Source organism: Spirosoma soli (assembly GCF_042684525.1).
GTDB classification, from domain to species: domain Bacteria; phylum Bacteroidota; class Bacteroidia; order Cytophagales; family Spirosomataceae; genus Spirosoma; species Spirosoma soli.
The window spans coordinates 262,508-280,760 of the sequence record NZ_JBHULN010000007.1 but is presented as its reverse complement, the minus strand read 5'-3'; the positions used below and the strand labels follow the sequence as shown (position 1 = coordinate 280,760).

At 48.3% G+C, this 18,253-nt stretch carries 15 protein-coding genes; 7 read left to right on the top strand and 8 right to left on the bottom strand.

Features of this window, described 5'->3' with window-relative positions; translation table 11 throughout:
* From ACFSUS_RS13970 to ACFSUS_RS13950, 5 genes are all read right to left on the bottom strand, one after another.
* The coding region (locus ACFSUS_RS13970) for an SdrD B-like domain-containing protein (RefSeq protein ID WP_381523530.1) at nucleotides 1–1,794 on the bottom strand (1,794 nt) is incomplete at its 3' end.
* Between the two features lie 974 nt (nucleotides 1,795–2,768).
* Nucleotides 2,769–6,044 carry a hypothetical protein gene (locus ACFSUS_RS13965; protein ID WP_381523529.1) on the bottom strand — a complete coding sequence of 1,092 codons (3,276 nt, stop codon included), beginning with the start codon at nucleotides 6,042–6,044 and terminating at the stop codon, nucleotides 2,769–2,771.
* Nucleotides 6,045–6,166: 122 nt separating this feature from the next.
* A complete protein-coding gene (locus ACFSUS_RS13960) occupies nucleotides 6,167–7,219 on the bottom strand; it encodes an NAD(P)/FAD-dependent oxidoreductase (protein WP_381523527.1) in 1,053 nt (350 codons plus the stop codon).
* Nucleotides 7,220–7,325: 106 nt separating this feature from the next.
* Nucleotides 7,326–8,027 (bottom strand): (d)CMP kinase, encoded by a 702-nt coding sequence (gene cmk, locus ACFSUS_RS13955; RefSeq protein ID WP_381523525.1) that lies wholly within the window; start codon nucleotides 8,025–8,027, stop codon nucleotides 7,326–7,328.
* A gap of 78 nt (nucleotides 8,028–8,105) precedes the next feature.
* The gene (locus ACFSUS_RS13950; protein WP_381523523.1) at nucleotides 8,106–8,651 is read right to left on the bottom strand and encodes a GNAT family N-acetyltransferase; all 546 of its coding nucleotides are present in this window, start codon (nucleotides 8,649–8,651) and stop codon (nucleotides 8,106–8,108) included.
* 419 nt (nucleotides 8,652–9,070) lie between these two features.
* On the opposite strand from ACFSUS_RS13950, the gene ACFSUS_RS13945 reads away from it, so the two are divergent.
* The 6 genes from ACFSUS_RS13945 (at nucleotide 9,071) to ACFSUS_RS13920 (ending at nucleotide 14,911) form a co-directional block, all read left to right on the top strand.
* Nucleotides 9,071–11,263, top strand: coding sequence for a TonB-dependent receptor (locus ACFSUS_RS13945; RefSeq protein ID WP_381523520.1), 2,193 nt, complete (start codon nucleotides 9,071–9,073; stop codon nucleotides 11,261–11,263).
* A 24-nt stretch (nucleotides 11,264–11,287) separates the two neighbouring features.
* The gene (locus ACFSUS_RS13940) at nucleotides 11,288–11,941 is read left to right on the top strand and encodes a hypothetical protein (protein ID WP_381523519.1); all 654 of its coding nucleotides are present in this window, start codon (nucleotides 11,288–11,290) and stop codon (nucleotides 11,939–11,941) included.
* 87 nt (nucleotides 11,942–12,028) lie between these two features.
* Complete coding sequence (locus tag ACFSUS_RS13935; RefSeq protein WP_381523517.1) at nucleotides 12,029–13,525, top strand: histidine kinase; 1,497 nt, start codon at nucleotides 12,029–12,031, stop codon at nucleotides 13,523–13,525.
* Complete coding sequence (locus ACFSUS_RS13930; protein ID WP_381523515.1) at nucleotides 13,522–14,304, top strand: LytR/AlgR family response regulator transcription factor; 783 nt, start codon at nucleotides 13,522–13,524, stop codon at nucleotides 14,302–14,304. Before ACFSUS_RS13935 ends, ACFSUS_RS13930 begins: the two co-directional genes overlap by 4 nt.
* 10 nt (nucleotides 14,305–14,314) lie before the next feature.
* Entirely contained in the window at nucleotides 14,315–14,533 is a 219-nt protein-coding gene (locus ACFSUS_RS13925) for a hypothetical protein (RefSeq protein WP_381523514.1), read from the top strand.
* A 42-nt stretch (nucleotides 14,534–14,575) separates the two neighbouring features.
* On the top strand, nucleotides 14,576–14,911 hold the full coding sequence (locus ACFSUS_RS13920) for a translation initiation factor (protein WP_381523512.1): 336 nt from the start codon (nucleotides 14,576–14,578) through the stop codon (nucleotides 14,909–14,911).
* A 20-nt stretch (nucleotides 14,912–14,931) separates the two neighbouring features.
* Here ACFSUS_RS13920 and ACFSUS_RS13915 read toward each other — a convergent pair whose 3' ends face one another.
* Genes ACFSUS_RS13915 through ACFSUS_RS13905 form a run of 3 tightly spaced genes read right to left on the bottom strand, consistent with a single transcriptional unit; the run spans nucleotide 14,932 to nucleotide 17,335 of the window.
* Nucleotides 14,932–15,441 carry an RpnC/YadD family protein gene (locus ACFSUS_RS13915; protein WP_381523607.1) on the bottom strand — a complete coding sequence of 170 codons (510 nt, stop codon included), beginning with the start codon at nucleotides 15,439–15,441 and terminating at the stop codon, nucleotides 14,932–14,934.
* Between the two features lie 40 nt (nucleotides 15,442–15,481).
* Nucleotides 15,482–15,826, bottom strand: a complete 345-nt coding sequence (locus ACFSUS_RS13910) for an Rpn family recombination-promoting nuclease/putative transposase (RefSeq protein WP_381523510.1) — start codon at nucleotides 15,824–15,826, stop codon at nucleotides 15,482–15,484.
* 3 nt (nucleotides 15,827–15,829) lie between these two features.
* Nucleotides 15,830–17,335 (bottom strand): peptide MFS transporter, encoded by a 1,506-nt coding sequence (locus ACFSUS_RS13905; RefSeq protein WP_381523508.1) that lies wholly within the window; start codon nucleotides 17,333–17,335, stop codon nucleotides 15,830–15,832.
* Nucleotides 17,336–17,484: 149 nt separating this feature from the next.
* Here ACFSUS_RS13905 and ACFSUS_RS13900 point away from each other — a divergent pair, with 149 nt between their 5' ends.
* Nucleotides 17,485–18,165 (top strand): peptidase M23, encoded by a 681-nt coding sequence (locus tag ACFSUS_RS13900; protein ID WP_381523506.1) that lies wholly within the window; start codon nucleotides 17,485–17,487, stop codon nucleotides 18,163–18,165.
* The last annotated feature ends 88 nt before the right edge of the window (nucleotides 18,166–18,253 follow it).

Sequence of the window (18,253 nt, the reverse complement as noted above, 5' to 3'; positions counted from 1 at the left end):
GTAAGGGACACCAGCGGTTAAGCCCGTGAAGGAGTAGAGACCGTTGGCATCGGTCGTCAGTGAGGTCACGACCGTACCATTGCTGACTAAGGTCACCACTACACCGGCCAGCCCTGGCTCACTGCCATCGGTGGCCTGCTGACCATCCTTGTTGGCGTCCACAAACACCTTGTCGCCAATACTGGCCCCTGGAATGAAGAAGCCTGCATCTACTGAGGTGTTGTTCTCACCCAGCGTCAGGGTGATGGGGCCGGTGATGCCTCCCACAATGTCAGAGTCAGTCAGGTCAGAGCCCACATTGGCCAGCGTGGCCGTGTAGCCCGCTGGGGTGGTGAAGCTCACTGAGTAAGGGACACCAGCGGTTAAGCCCGTGAAGGAGTAGAGACCGTTGGCATCGGTCGTCAGTGAGGTCACGACCGTACCATTGCTGACTAAGGTCACCACTACACCGGCCAGCCCTGGCTCACTGCCATCAGTGGCCTGCTGGCCATCCTTGTTGGCATCCACAAACACCTTGTCGCCGATGCTGGCCCCTGGAATGAAGAAGCCTGCGTCTACCGAGGTGTTGTTACGTGCTGTGCTTGATTCTGGCTGGCTAGTGTCTATAGTATATACGCCGGTGAAGCCATTGGCTCCCGCATCACTATCCAAATCGTCGGTTACTACACCTACATTGGCGGATGAGGATTGGTATCCTGCCGGAGTAATAAACCGGACGACGTAATTTCCATCGGCTAAGCTATCGAACAGATATTTACCGCCGTTTGCGGTAACCGTAGAATCTAATTTTGTGGTACCCGTTGAATCGTATAAGAATACAGTTACGCCATCCAGTCCGGTCGCGCCATCATCTTGCGCTCCGTTTCGGTTGGCGTCCACAAATACATAATCGCCCAGGCTACCGAATGGTCCCTGGATGACTTGAATGTCACAACAGTTCGTGGCCGGGCAAGTTGCTCTGTAGCTTACAAACCGGTATACTCCCGGACTTTTGATTGTCAGGGAGAGGTCAGTATTAACTTCAGCCAAGCTCGTTGATACACTTGACGTACTTATCGGTACATCATTTCGGTACCAGACAATTTGATCGTAACCGGATGGAACGGTAACGGTATACTCATCTCCCGCGTACCAAAGTATGGGTACGGAGAAACAGACGGCATCGTAGTCGTCTTCCAGTAACTCCTGATTGTTAGGTGTCGAATTTGAATCTGTTTGATCGGCGGAGAATATTTCAGCGGTGTTAAACCAAACGCCACGTTCGAGTACCGTCGCGCTCAACACCAAAACAACAGAATCGTTAGGAGCGATAGGGCTGGTAATATTCCAGATTCCGGTTCCGGTATTATACGTACCGCTACCACGTAGTGCACTAGCTGACGAAGGCACATAGGAAACGCCACCCGCAGGTAATTGATCCTTAACTGATACGCCAGTAGCAATTGTTGATCCTGGTGCATTGGTAACGACGAGCGTATACGTAATAACATCACCAATGTTTGGCGCCTGGCTATTAACGGTTTTATTGAGGCTTAGGTTGATTGATGCCGGTGATTGAGCTTGTACCGAAGATGCTACCAATCCAAGTAACATAAAGATAAACGCGGTACAGGCTCCTTTTACGGCAAGCCTTGTCATAAGAGAACCAGAACCTGCAAACGAGGATAGCAGCTTCTCTAAGCTGCCCTTCGAGGAGAATGCCTCCTTCCCTAACGTTGTCTCTCCATCCCCGTCGGGTATCGCTCGGGAAGAAGGGGCGCCGGTTAATTTGCTTAGTAGAAGTTGCTCATTCATTAGATATTGTACGAAAAGAGTAAATGTCTGTTGAGTCGTCTCGTGTGAAATGCCGGAGAGGCTGGGCTTGGGTATGTCGGGTGGCTCGCCAGTAGACCGTATCAATCGGCGGCTGGTTTTATAGACGTAACTTTCTGGCTTTCCCGTGATTGACGAAGGGAAACTGGCTGCCCCTGTTAGTTCATCAGGCAGAGGGGACTGGGGCCGCCCACAAACCAGCTGCACAACATAATAAGCCAACCGGCTCACAAAGCTGGTCAGTTGGTGTAAATGCCTTACAGACTCAGAACGCTTGTCCTTAGATAAGCGGCCAACTGTGGGCTTAAGACGTTTCTTGCGTAGCGTAGAAGTTACTTCCATCTGCAACTTAATTTGGGGCGATCTTTATAAAGCAAAATGCCTCGCCAGTATGCGATTCTTCAGACAGATAAACCTATGACAAGTCACGGGACATCTGTTCCAAACTAATAATGACTTTTGCTTCGTAGAAATTAACTAAAACTATGCCAATCCAAAGTAACAAGTCATCTCTTTAGGTTAACAGCTATTAAAAAGCTTCTTTTTAAGCAGTTACTTATCGCAAGCTCCCTCTATACTTATCAACAACCGCCTTTTACCGGCACCTCACGGCTACCTCTTAAGCAGGAACTATAGTGAGGAGGGGTTAGCGAAAACTATGCCAAGTCTATTGTAACCGCTCTTCGTAAATTTATTAATCGAATAAACAGCCTTTTTAAGGCTTATCCGTCCATTTCTATTAGAAAAGTCGAATAACCAATTATGTATAAATGAAAAAAGGCTAAAAAGTTTACAAACATTAATTTCGCTAATATTTATTTTTAATAATATTAGGTAACAATATTACTTTAAGTACGCTTAAGTAGATACACCAGTAGTAGCTAATGTTCAGCGTCGGCTAAAACCAAAAAAGCCACCTCAAAAGAGGTGGCTTTTTTGGTTTTAGCCAATCTTGATTAAAAATCGTACCCCAAGGTTAGGTAGGCTATTGGCTTGCCAACGGTGCGGTCCTCAAGACCCCAGGCATAGTCAAACTTGACAAAGTAGCCAAAAAGCATTGTCCTGACGCCCGCGCCATAGCCGATCAGGAAGGGGTTTTTAAAGTTGGTCACTATAGCCCGGAATGGAATGCTTCCACCGCCAATGATTTCGGTGTTCAACGTATTCTGCTGACTAAATGGGCCAGTTCCCGCCCAGGCAGTACCGATGTCGGTAAACGCAACTAACTGTAAGTTTCTTAAGAAGTTTGACGTAATGTTCCCTCTGTATAGATACCGTATCAGAGGCAGGCGTAGTTCAGCATTAAACAACATATAACTATTACCTGTCAATTTACCCTGACGGAAACCCCGCAATGGAGCTACAAAATCAAGGAAAAAGACGTTACGGTAGTCGCGTGGAGGTTCGTTCAAAATTGTATTGGGCACAAGCAACGGGTTGGAACCTACAGGCTCCTTCTGATTGGCGCCGATCCAGTTTTCCATACCACCCAACGTGCTTTGCTTAGGCGAGGGGCCGCCCGACTGGCTAAAAGCAAAACGAGTCGCTAGTATCAGATCGCGATGAATCTTCTGATAGTGACGTAGATCGAGCGATAACCGGCGGAAGCCTTCCGATGCAGACCGTAAGCCGGCATACTCCTCGAAGCGCAGCTTTAGCCGAGTGCCTACGATCATGTTCATTCCATTCTTATTGGTGTTATCAAACACAAACTCTCCTCGCAGACCTGCGTAATCAGATACCCGATCTGGCTCAGCGAAAGATGACAGGTCAATCAGGCGGGTAATGGCATAGAAAGGAGCTACCGTGAAGCGACTGTTGACGGAAATCGGATAAGAAGCAGAGACCGAGAACCGGTTGTAGCGGTACTTCTGCAACAATCCTACCTCCGGTGGTACATATAAAGTCTGCCGGTCGGCACGAGCCCCAAAATCAATACGGTGTGTCAGATTGCTATACTCTGCAAACAAGTCACTGTTACGAAGCGTAGTCGTAATGAACCCACCCGCCCGAAGAACATGATTCTCGAGCTGGTCGGTCAATGTTACGTCCTGAGAATAACCAAATCCCCGAATGGGATCAATTCGCCAGTTTGAGGTAGCATCATTAATATGAAACATGCCCTTGTACTCAAACGGTCCACGGATGGTGATGTTCTCCCGACGACGATTGCGGGGGGGCGCCGTTGTGATTGTCGGTGAAACACCCGTATTAGAACGGCGTTGCCGGTATTCAGCCGCTTTCAAAACCTCTGGATCGAACTGATAATTATCGGTATCGACTTCACCTGGTTCTAAAGCCAGTCTCTTTTCTGGATCAGGTTGCAACCCGCCGGATGCATTACGGCCCGCGGCACTTGAGTCTGTAGCAGTACGATTTGTTTGAGCCGCCCGCGCCGTATCCGCTTTTGCCGGATTAGGCCGGTTAGTAGTAGTCACCCGAGCCTGGCTACTTGCCCGCTGCGTTGGGGGGGCCTGAACGGCCTGCGTCAGATTCAGTTGTGAGCGAAACCCAACGTATTCGTCTCCGTTCTTCAAACTACTATAAACAAATCCGCCGTTAGCTGGATTGAGATCGTACAAACGAATACTCTGCGGGAAAGCCGTTAACTGGCTGATTGCTTTATTTTCTGTGCTAAGCCGGTACAGATTACGAATCCCTTTATCATCACTCAGGAAGTAAATCGTCGATTCATCGGCCGGGATAGGCTGAACTGCCTGAGAAAGCGAATCGGTCAGCCGGGTCAACGACAAGTCGCGCGCACCACCCTCGTGCGAGAACAGGCTCAGTTGCTCACGGAATGTCTTATACGATCCTTTGTCAACGCCAAGTGTATCTTGTTTCCGGTTTGAGCTGAAAACTACCTGGCGCGCGGTACGGCCCACAAACGACGGATAAAGGTCGTCATATAAGTCGTTCGTAATCTGTTGATACGACCCTCGATTTATACTGTATAAGAACAGGTCATTTTGGCCTTTACGTTCAGCGCTTAAGACCAGGCTTGCTCCATCTTCCGAAGCGTCCATCCAAACGACCTGCGACAAACCATTAACCTGCCGTTTAAACTGCTGCTTGGGACGTTTTTCGAAATCGCTGAACTGATACAAATTTGTTCGCCCCAGCTCATCGGTAATAACTAGCAGGTTATTATCCCGTTGCCAGGCCACTAACGGAGTACTTGTCTTGGACGATTGCCCGTCGAGCCGATACCCACCGGAGAGAACAGATAGCTTTTTTCGATTTGTGGTATTAACCACCTCGACGTTGAACTTGCCATCGCGTAGCACCGTGTAAGCTATAAACTGTTTATCAGGACTTAATTTTAAGCTAACCAATGATGTTTTCTCGTCCGCCGACCCAACTTTGATCTGAAAATCGTCGGCCGTGCTGCGATACGACTGCGATACGCTATTCGCCATACCGGCATAATATTCGCGCCATTCGCGCAGAAACCGGTTATAGGGTACACCTAACGTGCTGGATATGCTGCTCTGCTCATTGCGAATAATACGGGTTAAATTCAGGATGTTAGAGACATTATCCCGGCCGTATTTCTGAACGATGTAGTTCCATATAGAATGGCCAATGCGCTCAGCCTCAGCGCCCGATAGCAACGACGGCTTCTTTACTGGGTGATTCAGCGAGACATCGCGCATGTAATCATCTAACTCCAGGCTATTACCCTCAGCAATGTAGGCGGCAATACCCGGCATAAACCAATCGGGCAAAGTGAGCAAAAGCGAGCTTTGGAGGGCATCTTTCAAGCTTCCTCCATACAGCATGTCGTAAACAAACAACATGGAAATGTCGCGGATGATCTGCCGACGAAAGCTAACCTGGTCTCCGGTGAATGCCAGCTCAACCCTAGATTTGGATAAATCCTGCTCCTGGCTACTCAAGCTGCCCTGCGAATTGAGCCCTATGTTACTTTGAGCCAGCTCTTCGGGGGAATTAAACAGAAAAATTTTGATCCGGTTGTAAGGCGTGTAGCCCAATAGCTCCGTAATTCGATCAAATTCTGACTCGGCGTATTGAGCCGTCAGGTTGGCAATCTGGGTGCCATCCTGGTAATAATAAATCTCAAAGTTTGATGTCCGAATGATTTTCCAATCGAAACTACGGTACTGAATGCGGTTTTTTCCGAACCGCTCAAGCGAAGGATAGTTTTGCGCCGTGGCCACGCTCAATCCTCCCAGCCACAGGCCCAACAGCAGAATGTATTGATTTCGCATAACAAGACGGTTACCAGTCCGGTCAGAAAGCCGCCTTCCACTAAAGCAAGCCAGCCTTGACCTTTAACGACTAATTAAATCAGAAACTTAAGGCTCTAAATTCAATGAATTAATTTGTGTTACTATAACGAAACATACCGACTAATATTCGCTTCTGGATCTAAATCTTCGCCATCGAGCAGATGCCGAGAAAATTGCTCTGCCAGAAACGGGGATAGCGATACGCCCTTGGTACCCATTCCCCCAAAAATACCAATTGCAGGGTGTGAGGGATGCAACCCTACGAATGGTCGGCGATCTTTAGTAGACGGACGAATACCGGCTTGTTGCGCTACAATCTGAAACGGTACTTTCAGAATATCACGTACTTTCGACTCTAGAAACGCTCGGCCGTCATCGGTTGTTTGCCAATCTAAGTCATGCCAACTGTAAGTGGCGCCAATTCTTATTAAACCGGTCCGTAGCGGCAAAATAAACACGCCCTGATTGACTATGTTCTTAATAGAGTACCCTTCAGCAACCGCCGTCAGAATCTGTCCTTTGACAGGATTGTACGGAAGCCAGTCAAATAACGAATTCTCGCGGCCTTGAGACCCGTCGCAGAATATAACTTTACTAATTTCAATATCTTTCCACTTCACAACGTCATCGTTGATTATCAAATCATTTACACTGACGCTCCCTTCATAATATTGATTTTTTCTAACAAAATATCCCTTGATAATTCTGACAAACTCAGTTAAATCGATCCACCCGGACTGCTTTACTTCTATGCCCCCAAAAGAATTATTTATATACTTATTATACTGCTCATTGTCAGCGTTTTGGTTAACATAGGGTTGTATATCAGGGTCAGCTGTAAGCTTTAGATAATCGTTTTTTTCGGTTTCGGACCGGAATGGACGATAGATTGGAAGTGGATGATAGAATCTGACACCGAGTGCCTGCTCAATGCCGCTGTAGAACTGATGCAAAAAAGGAAACAGGTCACCCGCCTTCCAGGTGCGCACGAGTTTACGCCCGGTTAACGGATTAACGATACCTGCCGCCACCGATGACGCCGATGGCAAGGCAGGGTCATCGGCCAGGAGCACCGAACAGCCTCGTTGGTCGAGTGTCCAGGCCAGCACAGAGCCGGCTACCCCCTGCCCTACTATCAGAAAATCAATCTTCATGAAAGTGGAATGGATGAAATGAGGGGAGTAGTGAAATGCTGGAATGAGTTTAGCCATACCTCACCTATTCCACTCATTTCCTCACCTCAGCAATTACACTTGTTAACTATTTACGACGCGAGCGAAGCAACTCGGCCAGACGCCGGTCAGCTTGTTCAATGACCCAGTCTACCTGCTCTTCAATCGTCATATGGGACGTATCGAGTAACGTAGCGTCGGGCGCTTGCACAAGAGGGCTCTCAGCGCGGGTGGTGTCAATTTTGTCGCGCTTCTCAAGATTATGGATGATGTCTTCCAGGTTTACCAACTCCCCTTTTTCGAGAAGCTCCTGTTGTCGGCGCTTAGCTCGTATGTAAGTTTCGGCGGTCATAAACACCTTTACTTCAGCATCAGGAAAAACCTTGGTGCCTATGTCCCGACCATCCATGACTACGCCCCGTTTGCGACCCATTTTCTGCTGCTGAGCCACCATGGCCCACCGTACCTCCGGAATTGCGCTCACTTCGCTGACGATGTTTGAGATGTACATCTTACGAATTTCCTCTTCCACGTTCAGGCCGTTTAAACAGGTCTCGTTTTTACCGGTGCGGGCGTTATGGTTGAAGGTGATATGAATCTTATCGAGCGCAGCAGTTACTTCCCGGTGATTAGAAAGAGCAACGCGTTCCTGAGTAAAAAAGAGACTCACAGCGCGGTACATGGCCCCCGTGTCAATGTAGCCATACCCCATTCGGGCGGCTACTGCCTTAGCGGTTGTACTCTTTCCGCAACTGGAATATCCGTCAATTGCAATTACTATCTTCGGCATGAAAGCTTGGTCCGCCGAAGCGGTAACATTTCGGCAAAATAACCACAAAATAGGAGGATAATCAACCCGACAGGCGGCCTACCTTTCCAGGTACTCGGCCCGAAGCATCGCGAATATGTGCTCGTCCAGGTATTGGTTGTTCTTGACAGCGGCCTTTCGGTGGACAGCTTCGTGCCGATATCCAGCCGATTCGAGGACACGCATTGATCCAACATTACCTTCTAATACACAGGCAAAGAGCCGGTTGACCTGAAAATTCTGAAAAATGTAGTTTGTTACAATTGGCACGGCTTCGCTCATGATGCCCCGTCCCCAATAATCTTCGCTGAGCCAGTAACCAATTTCGGCGTTATACCGATAAATATCGTCTTTAACGGTAAACCCAACATTGCCCACCGCTTGCCCATCTACCTCAATGGCAAAATTGTTGGGCTGCTGATACGACTTATTTGAACGTACCCACGAATGAGCGTCACGGGGTGTGTAGGGATACGGAAAGAAGTCTCTAACGTTATTCCAAATGCGCCGGTTGCTGGCGTGATGGGACAACGACTCCTCATCGCCCTCACGCCAGGGGCGAAGGCGGCCGACAGAAAGCTGGAAGGTAATCAACGTAGTAGTCAAGGGAGCGCAGTATTTACTACGTCAGTAACAACGTATAAACCTAAATGTTAACCCAAAGATTTGGCAAGTAATATACCGTTAAATCAACAATATTCTACTCTGCACTCTGATCACTACCAACTAGTCACTCTTACTGGTCCTCGACAAACGTAGCATAAAACCTTACCCGGTTCAGCTCCATATTCCCTATTTTGTTGGAATAACAATGCCCAGTAAACTACTGGTATTGACTGTTATTGTGCAGGTAAGTGATTACAGTATAAAGGGTAAATCGTCAATTTAATACTTGCAAAACAAATCAACTTCATCCTTTTCCTTTTGTGGTTCACTCCCTGCTTTTCGGTATTCGTCGGAAAAGCCAGGTAGGCAGCGATTTGGCGCCCTAGTTTTGATTCATCATCTCGACAACGCCAATTCTGATGAAAACACTATACCTCTTTTTTAACAGCCTGCTTCTGATGATCTATATTGGTCAAGCGTCGGCGCAGACAGTACTCACTGGTCGTGTCATAGACCAGAAAGGCCATGCTCTACCAGGGGCCAACGTATTTTTACGCGGCACCTACGACGGCGCCAACACGGACAGCAGTGGAGCTTTCCGGTTTACAACGTCGCGAAAAGACACAACTACCCTCCAGGTATCATACATTGGGTACGAACCTTTCGTGCAGAAGATTACGGCTGGTCAAACAGCCCCGCTCACGATCCGACTGACGGAAATGGCTAATGAGCTGAATACAGTTGTTATTACTGCCGGTTCGTTTGAAGCCTCTGACGAAAAACGGATGACGATGCTGAAACCTATGGACATTGTCACGACCGCTGGCGCAGGTGCTGATATTACTGCCGTCATGAATTTGCTCCCCGGCACACAACGGGTGGGTGAGCAGGAAGGTTTGTTCGTGCGGGGCGGCTCCAACGCCGAAGCTAAGGTAGTCATCGACGGAATGATCGTGCAGAACCCGTACTTCAGCTCGCTGCCCGACGTGCAGTCAAGGGGACGTTTTCAACCGTTTATGTTTAAAGGTACGTCCTTCAGCACAGGTGGCTATTCGGCGCAGTACGGACAAGCGCTGTCGTCGGTCTTGTTGTTAAATACCGCCGATCAGAGCCAAAACAACGGCCTTAGCCTGAGTTTAAACATGGCCAGCGCAGCCGTCAGCTATGACCATGCAACCGACAAGTCATCGGTCTCGGCGACAGGCTACTATGGCAATCTAAAACCCTTGTTCGCCCTTGTTCCCCAGACTATTGACTGGACGTCTGTTCCTGAGTTTGCAGGTTCGTCACTAACGTATCGACTGAAAGCGAGCAAAACAGGAATGCTTAAGTTCTACGGTATGTACTCGGATAGCCGATTGGGCATGAACTTCCGGGACCCGTCGTCGGAAAATAACTTTACCGCTTTAAAACAGCGCAACCGGAATTTCTTCACAACCAGCACCTACACAGATAGCTGGGCCAATGGTAGATGGTTACTCAACTCCGGCTTATCGTACAGCTATGACACCGACGCGACAACATTTGACGCTCAAGACTTTGGCCGATCGATCCAACGATTACAGGGACGTATCGTATTAACAAGACTTCTGGCCAATAACAATTCGATACTGTTTGGCGCTGAAGCTCATGCTATTACCCTCTCTAATGCGGTGCAGAACGTCAATTATTCGCTCAATGACAACTATAGTGCTGTGTTCGTCGAGTCACAAACGTACCTCGGTCGAAGTCTGGCGGTGCAGGTAGGATTACGTGGTGAGCATACGTCAGCTATCGGTCGATTCAACCTGGCACCTCGTGTGTCGCTAGCCTACAAAACAGGATTATATAGTCAGGTATCATTAGCCTACGGCCAGTTTTATCAGACACCCGATTATCGGTATCTCTATCGGAACACCTCACTCGGTTTTGAACGAGCCGATCACCTCATCCTGAATTATCAGATTATTAAGAATAAGCGCACATTCCGGGTAGAGACATTCTATAAAAACTACGTACAATTGGTACGGGAGTTTACAGGCCAGGCCGGTTCGGCGTCCCGATACGACGCAAACCCGTATCGGTTTCCGTGGGGGCGCACAGACAACTCGGGAAATGGGTATGCACAGGGTTTTGACGTTTTCTGGCGCGATCAGAAAACCGTGAAAGGTCTCGACTACTGGATTACGTATAGTTACGTAGATACCAAGCGTTTGTTTCAGCAGTACACCGTTGCCGCCACGCCTACCTTTATCTCGAACCATAACATCAGCCTAATCACCAAGCGGTACTTCGAAAAGATCAGCACGAGTGTTGGCCTGACCTATACCATCAGCAGCGGACGTCCCTATTACAACCCCAACCGCAGCGATGCTGACTTTCTCACCGACCGAACGCCTTTTGTTAATAACCTGAGCTTCAGTGCCAGTCATGTCACCAAAATCAAGCGCAATCTGGTCGTCATTTACGCGGCTGTAGACAATATCCTCGACACCCGCAATGTCTTTACGTATCGCTATACTCCAGATGGAAAGACCCGATACGCTGTTGGGCCCCAATCGTATCGGAGCTTCTTCGTGGGGGGCATGATCATGCTCTCGAAGAAGGCTAAAGTGAATGTCAATGAATTGTAACAACCAATTAAATCAACATATCTCATGAAAACCATCCTCTTGTTCATCGTTGCGGCCCTGGTGGCCAACAGTCCTTCTGCCCGGGCGCAATCAGACCAGTATAAGCAAGCCATGACCCAGGCCATCGCCACCATACAATCGCACAACCAGCAATCTCCCCCCGCCGACATGCTGGCTTCGGCCAACCAATTTGAACGTATTGCCAGCGCCGAGCCTAAAGAATGGCTTCCTCGTTATTATGCTGGTTTGAACTATGTCTATTTGGGTTTTATGGGAAAGACAGAAGCCGAAAAAGATAAATATCTCGATCAGGCAGATGCCAATCTGAAAGCCGCCGAGGCACTGGCGGTTGACAACGACGAGCTGGCGGTATTGAAGGCTTACATTGCGCAGGCACGTATGGTCGTTGACCCTATGAATCGCTGGCAGCAATACGGCCCTCTCTTTCAAGCCGGTATCGAAAAGGCAAAAAGTTTAAATGCAAATAATCCGCGTGCATATGCCCTCGAAGGTTCAGCCCTGATGTACACACCAGATCAATACGGGGGTGGCCCCGGCACGGCTTGTCCCGTACTGAAACAGGCCGCCGAAAAATTTGCTACTTTTAAACCAGCCAGCGATTTGCATCCGGGTTGGGGGCTTAAGAACATTGAACCCCTACTGGCCAAGTGTAAGTAAGCGTTAAGATTTTCGATTTACAGTTTTCAGCTATGAACTAGCATCCCAACTGTAGACTGAAAACTATGAACCGAAAACCGCAAACACATGACGCGTGAACAACTGATTGGCACCATCGGGAAAAACGGCCGCCGTCTTAAAATGAGGGCGTCGGACATGGTTGACTTTGACTTCAGTGGTCTGGATTTGACCCAGGCCGACCTTCGTTTCTCGAATCTGGCGCGGGCTAACTTCCGCGGAGCAATACTGCGCCAAGCCGACCTGAGCTTCTCGGATTTAAACGGAGCCGATTTCACCGACGCCGACCTATTTGAAGCCAACCTAAGCTTTAGTGGCTTGGAAGGCACAAACTTGACAGGAGCTAACGTAGAAGGAGCCAAGTTTAATTTTTCGGGACGAAGCACTTATCGCCCCGAGCTCAGCCAGGCAGAATCCATTACGTTAACAACGATTCTTCAGAAACCCGGCTGGGGAACGCTCATCGGCTCAGTTTTGGGAGCCCTTCTGATTTATGGCAGTAACGCTATCATTTATTTTACTCACCTGATTTCGAACGCCAAAGACCCCATTATAGCGGGTTTTTATCGGTTCCTGATTGTCCAGAACATCACCGATGGCGCCATTGTGTTCTTGTTAACGTGGGCGTTATCAGGCTGGCTTAGCCACCAGTTTAAAGTTATATGGAAGCGGCACGTCATAATCACTTTAGCCGTGATGATAAGCTTTGTTGTGGTCAACACCGGCATTTATTACCTGTTGGGAAAGACATACGCGGATCAGTTACAAAAGCGGCCCGAAGGCATTGAAGGATCGGCTCCCTGGTACGTTTATGTGGTGGGTGACCTTATCATTGCTAACTTCTTTTTGTATGTTCTTCAGCAAGGTCGTCAGTTAACCCGTAAACTCTCCGAGCAGGAATATCAACTGCTTAACCTGGAAAAGCTCAAAACCCGCGCGGAGCTAGATGCCTTGCAAGCCAAAATCAACCCGCATTTCCTCTACAATGCGCTCAACAGCATTGCCAGCCTGGTTCATGACGACCCTGACAAAGCAGAAGAAATGACGTTGCTGTTATCTAAGCTATTTCGCTATTCGACCGGCCGCGACGGCGAGTTGTTTGCGACCCTGGCCGACGAGTTAGAGATGGTCCGAACATACCTGCAAGTTGAGCAGGTTCGTTTTGGCAACCGGCTCACGTTTAATGTCGACGTATCAGACCCTGCCTTGAATGACCTTAAATTGCCGCAGTTTCTGCTCCAACCTATTGTAGAAAACGCCATTAAACACGGTATTGCCAAACGGGCAGATATGGGCCGGATCGACGTTCGTATTTACGAGAAAAAACGGGACACCGGATCAAACGAATTGCACTTATGTGTGCACGACAATGGTCCGGCTTTTCCGGATGACATGAATGGTGGTTATGGTCTGCGTAGTATTCAGGACAAACTCCGGTTACTCTACGGCGACGATGCAGGTATTGAACTACAAAACTGGCCACTTAAGCAAGTTCTATTGTCCATCGGTATGGATAAAATACGCGGCACTCACCCTGTGATAACGTCAAACACCGAAAAGGTATGACCCTTCCTTTAAAAACGTTACTCATTGACGACGAGTCATTGGCCATTAGCCGTCTGCGTCGTTTGTTAGAAAAGCACCGCGATACGTTTGAAGTCATCGGCGACGCCCCTAACGGAGCCGAAGGCTTGACACTCATAGAAGCCAAACAGCCTGATGTTATCTTTTTAGACATCGAAATGCCCTTGCTCAATGGTTTCGACATGTTATCACGCCTAACGGCCATGCCAATGGTTGTTTTTGCTACGGCCTTCGATCAGTATGCGATCCGGGCTTTTGAAGAAAACTCGGTGGACTACCTTCTCAAGCCTATAGAAGCGGATAGACTAGCCCGCACAGCTCAGAAAATTCGTTCACTCGTTGAACGTAGCGATACTGGTCAGCCACTTAATAATCCCATGACGGACAATGTCATGCGCTTGCTGGCTCAGATGCAACCCAAGAAAGAAATTTATTCGATCTCGGTGAAAACGGGTGAAAAAATTCGGTTGATACCGCTTTCTGACATTGCCTATTTTGAAGCAGAAGATAAGTATGTCTTTCTGGCAACAATGGATGGGCAGAAGTTTCTGACAACCTACACCCTGACGACACTTGACGAAAAACTTCCCGAAACGTTTGTGCGCGTCAGCCGATCAGTTATCGTGAATCGTCATAAGATCTCAGAGATTCATCGGCACTTCGACGGCAAGTTTCTACTGGCGCTAACCGATAAAAAAGCAACCAAACTTACTACCGGCAGTACCTACGGCGAAACAGTGCGGCAGCTGTTGGAATTATAAAAACAACGGTATGAAAGCAGCTACTGAACGTAAAATCATCCGCTGGTTTCACATCCTGGCCAGCATCCCTATTTTGGGCTACATTTATGGGCCAGTTGCGACCTTAGCTGAACCTGCCTTTGCGGTTAAGTTTGTTATTCTGCCCGCTGTAATTTTATCAGGGTTCTGGTTATGGCTTGGCCATTATGTCCGAAAATGGTGGCGTACAGTTAACCTTCGCCTTCGGTGAACGAGTGAAAGACGCTATTTTTGCCGGTAAACAGAAGGATTTATGAGCAAGAAGAACCGCAACGGAATTGTGTATTCCACCAACCCTGACTTTGAGTATCAATCTGATGGTCAGTCTGCAGCGGAAACGTTACCACCAGCGCAACAGAACTTCAAGATCTGGCTCGTTAAGCTAGGCGGAAACAAAGTTGTCACAGCCGTTCGAGGATTTATCGGTACCGAAGCTGATCTGAGCGAGTTGGGTAAACAACTAAAAGCCGCCTGTGGGGCAGGCGGCTCTACTAAAGACGATGAAATTCTGATTCAGGGCGACCACCGCGACAAAGTACTCACGTGGCTCGTAGGCAAAGGCTACAAAGCGAAAAAAGCAGGCGGCTAAGTTATTCCACCTGAGTGGTATTATTGTGCTTTTTCTTGAGGTATGGCAGCAATAATGCTACTTACTTCATCAATATCCATCTCGAACGTGTCGGCGATGGTCTTCGCGTCCATACCCAGTTTTAGCGCACCTTTTACTAATTTAAAAGTGGCTTCTCTTCGGCCTTCCTGACGGCCTTCCTGCTTCAATTTTTCTAATCCACTCATGACCACAGGGTTTTGAGTTGCTTCTGTAAATATAGAAATTATGTCCTGTTTTGTATAATTCGTGTATTCCAGAATATACACAAGAATTGCTTCAACTGTTTGCCGTTGTTCATCTTCAGACAGGCTGTTAAATTGGTGAGCAACGACTTCAGCAACGATCCGCTTAAACAGTTTGGTACGATGCTGGTACTTCATCAATGTAGCAGAAATCTGCAAGAAGCGACTCCGGAAAGTCTGAATCTGTTCATCTGGCAACACTGACAAATCAATCAATACATAATCGAAGTCGGGCACGTACCGACGCAGGGCATCATTCATCCCCATCAAGCTTTGTTCGAGCGACTTGTAGCTCCATGGTAGATTATTACCGGAACAATGGGGTCAGTTTACGCTTATGTTGCAAGTCCTCCTGCCATCGGTTTAACATGTACCTCAGCAGTTGCAAATGCGGGTGCAGCTCTACGTAGCTCTTGTGTTCAAGCAGCAGAGCTACCACAAACGGGAGACCATCGTTGAAGTGGCATTCATAAACCAAGTCAGCCAGGTGCTCGTTCAGCGCATCATCAATGTACGAATCGTTAGTCAGACGAAGGGAATCAATAGCGATCGCCGAAGCGAGGTCTGGCGGAAACAGGTCTGCAATCAGTGACGCTACCACCCCGGACTGCGAGAAAACGGATTTGAAGAACCGGTCGTGGATGTGATTCATGGATTAATCAATTCCCCCCATCCACTTCTTAAGCGGCTTCACGAAAAGTAGCATCAGTATACCTGCCCCAAGACTAAAGAAGGCGACGCTCTGAAACATAGTGGGCATCTGCTGAACGTTCTCTTCATCGAAACCACCCGCAAACAGACCCGCAATCAGGTTGCCCAACGACGAACCAACGAACCACAGGCCCATGAGCTGGCTGGTATACCGTTTAGGCGACAGTTTAGAAAACGCGCTCAGGCCTACCGGACTCAAAAACAACTCCCCTAACGTAAAGAACAGGTACGTCATGGTTAAGTACAAGGGCGAGGTACGCGTACCTGTCAAGGCCAGTTTTGAGGCAATAATCATGACAACGTATGCCAGCCCAAGTAAAACCAGACTTGTAGCGAACTTAGCAGGTACTGAATAGTTAATTTTTCGGTTTGCCAGAAATACCCACAGTGCAGCCAAAACAGGCGAAAAAATAAGAATAAAGGCAGGATTCAGATTTTGGAACCAGCTCGAGGGCATTTGCCAGCCAAACAGATTGAGATCAGTATAGCGATCAGCAAAGATTTGTAGCGATGATCCTTGCTGCTCGTTACCAGCCCAGTAAACAGCGGATGCGAGGAAAAAAACGAATAACACTATTACTCGTTTCTTTTCAACGGCATCCAGTCCCCCCGCCAGAAGTATATAAGCAAAGCCCCCCAAAGCGACGAGTGAAATGATAGTACCCATTGCTTGAGCTAATCCCTGCGCGGTAGTCAGATCCAGCACGCCCGTTAGCTGTAAGCCTGCTAATATAACTACCATCACAGCCAGAAAAACCAGCAACGAGCGCTTACCACCCGATGCCTTTTCGGGAGTTTCTGATTCCTGTGCCACGTAGTTACCATAATCGCCGAGGTAGCGTTGCCCAAGTGTCCGGAACGTGATCATCCCTAACGCCATCGCAACCGCAGCTGCGCCAAAACCATAATGCCAACCGACTTTCTGCCCCAGGTAACCAACAATGGAGATACCGAGCAGTGAACCAGTGTTGATACCCATGTAGAATATCGAGAAGGCTGCGTCTTTTCTGGCCCCCCCTTCTGGGTACAGTTCACCGACAATACTGCTGATGTTAGGCTTCAATAGTCCTGTGCCAAGCGCTACTACGCACAAGCCCGAATAGAAAAGCCCGGGCCCAGACGGAATAGCTAAGATGATATGACCGAGCATGATAACTAAACCTCCATACCATATCGATTTACGCTGACCAAGTATGTTGTCGGCAATCCAGCCGCCGGGTACAGAAAGCAGATAAACGGAAGCCGTATAAATACCGTAGATGGCGGCTCCTTCTGCCTCCGTCAGCCCCATCCCTCCCCGAACGTTGTCGATGAGGAATAGCAACAGAATGGCCCGCATGCCGTAGTAGCTGAACCGCTCCCACATCTCGGTAAAAAATAAGACAAAAAGACCTACCGGGTGGCCAAGCATTGTAGCCTGACGAGCGGGTTTGTTGATGGTCGCTTCCATGTAGTTAGGTTAATTGGTCTGTTGACCAAAGAATATAGCTTAGTTAACGAAGAAAATAGTCGTAAAGATACCCATAACAACCGAAATCTGGTCAACTGATACCTAGGACTCATTTGGTCATTAAATTGCGGGCTCAATCCTCATTAAGAATGCTTGTCCCCTTCGACTTTCGGAAAGAACCCTATCTTATTCTTGATTTTTCGTCCAGTAACCCAGACCTGGCTACGCTTGATTTAACCAATACAGCCACATTCGCCGACTACGTAGTCAACCAGCTAAAGTTGAGTGGTGCCAGAGTAGGCGTAGGCGGTTACAACGAGCACCGGGTCATCTACCGTCGGAGTGAGCACTTTCAGCAAATGACGGAACCACGAGAAATTCACCTCGGCATTGACCTTTGGGCTGACGCTGGAACACCCGTCTTTGCGCCGTTAGACGGCGTAGTGCATAGCTTTCAGGACAATGCCAACTTCGGAGATTACGGCCCGACAATCATTCTGGAACATTATGTGGAAAGTAGCGCGGCTGGAAAGCCGCGACCTGGGTTGGCGGCTTTCCACCCACTTTACTCACTCTACGGACACCTGACTCGCGAATCATTAAACGGGTTGTATGAAGGCAAAGAATTCAAAGCAGGTCAGAAGATTGCCGAGATTGGTCCCTATCCTGAAAACGGCGATTGGCCTCCACACCTGCACTTTCAGCTTATGACAGACATGCTTGGCCTAAAAGGCGATTTTCCCGGCGTCTGCTCCCTCGCCGACCGGGCTAAGTTTCTGGCTATCTGCCCTAATCCAAACGACTTATTAAGAATAACAGGCTTGCCCTAAACACAGAACTTAAGCACTGATTTACGTGTGAATTTCTAACCAACCACTATCTATCTTTCAAATATTTTTGAAATTATAAAAACAATGA

Bases quoted from the DNA above. Each gene is read 5' to 3' on its own strand.
- ACFSUS_RS13965 (WP_381523529.1), bottom strand. From the start codon at position 6,044: ATGCGAAATCAATACATTCTGCTGTTGGGCCTGTGGCTGGGAGGATTG.
- ACFSUS_RS13960 (WP_381523527.1), bottom strand. From the start codon at position 7,219: ATGAAGATTGATTTTCTGATAGTAGGGCAGGGGGTAGCCGGCTCTGTG.
- cmk (WP_381523525.1), bottom strand. From the start codon at position 8,027: ATGCCGAAGATAGTAATTGCAATTGACGGATATTCCAGTTGCGGAAAG.
- ACFSUS_RS13945 (WP_381523520.1), top strand. From the start codon at position 9,071: ATGAAAACACTATACCTCTTTTTTAACAGCCTGCTTCTGATGATCTAT.
- ACFSUS_RS13940 (WP_381523519.1), top strand. From the start codon at position 11,288: ATGAAAACCATCCTCTTGTTCATCGTTGCGGCCCTGGTGGCCAACAGT.
- ACFSUS_RS13935 (WP_381523517.1), top strand. From the start codon at position 12,029: ATGACGCGTGAACAACTGATTGGCACCATCGGGAAAAACGGCCGCCGT.
- ACFSUS_RS13930 (WP_381523515.1), top strand. From the start codon at position 13,522: ATGACCCTTCCTTTAAAAACGTTACTCATTGACGACGAGTCATTGGCC.
- ACFSUS_RS13925 (WP_381523514.1), top strand. From the start codon at position 14,315: ATGAAAGCAGCTACTGAACGTAAAATCATCCGCTGGTTTCACATCCTG.
- ACFSUS_RS13920 (WP_381523512.1), top strand. From the start codon at position 14,576: ATGAGCAAGAAGAACCGCAACGGAATTGTGTATTCCACCAACCCTGAC.
- ACFSUS_RS13915 (WP_381523607.1), bottom strand. From the start codon at position 15,441: ATGGGGATGAATGATGCCCTGCGTCGGTACGTGCCCGACTTCGATTAT.
- ACFSUS_RS13910 (WP_381523510.1), bottom strand. From the start codon at position 15,826: ATGAATCACATCCACGACCGGTTCTTCAAATCCGTTTTCTCGCAGTCC.
- ACFSUS_RS13905 (WP_381523508.1), bottom strand. From the start codon at position 17,335: ATGGAAGCGACCATCAACAAACCCGCTCGTCAGGCTACAATGCTTGGC.
- ACFSUS_RS13900 (WP_381523506.1), top strand. From the start codon at position 17,485: ATGCTTGTCCCCTTCGACTTTCGGAAAGAACCCTATCTTATTCTTGAT.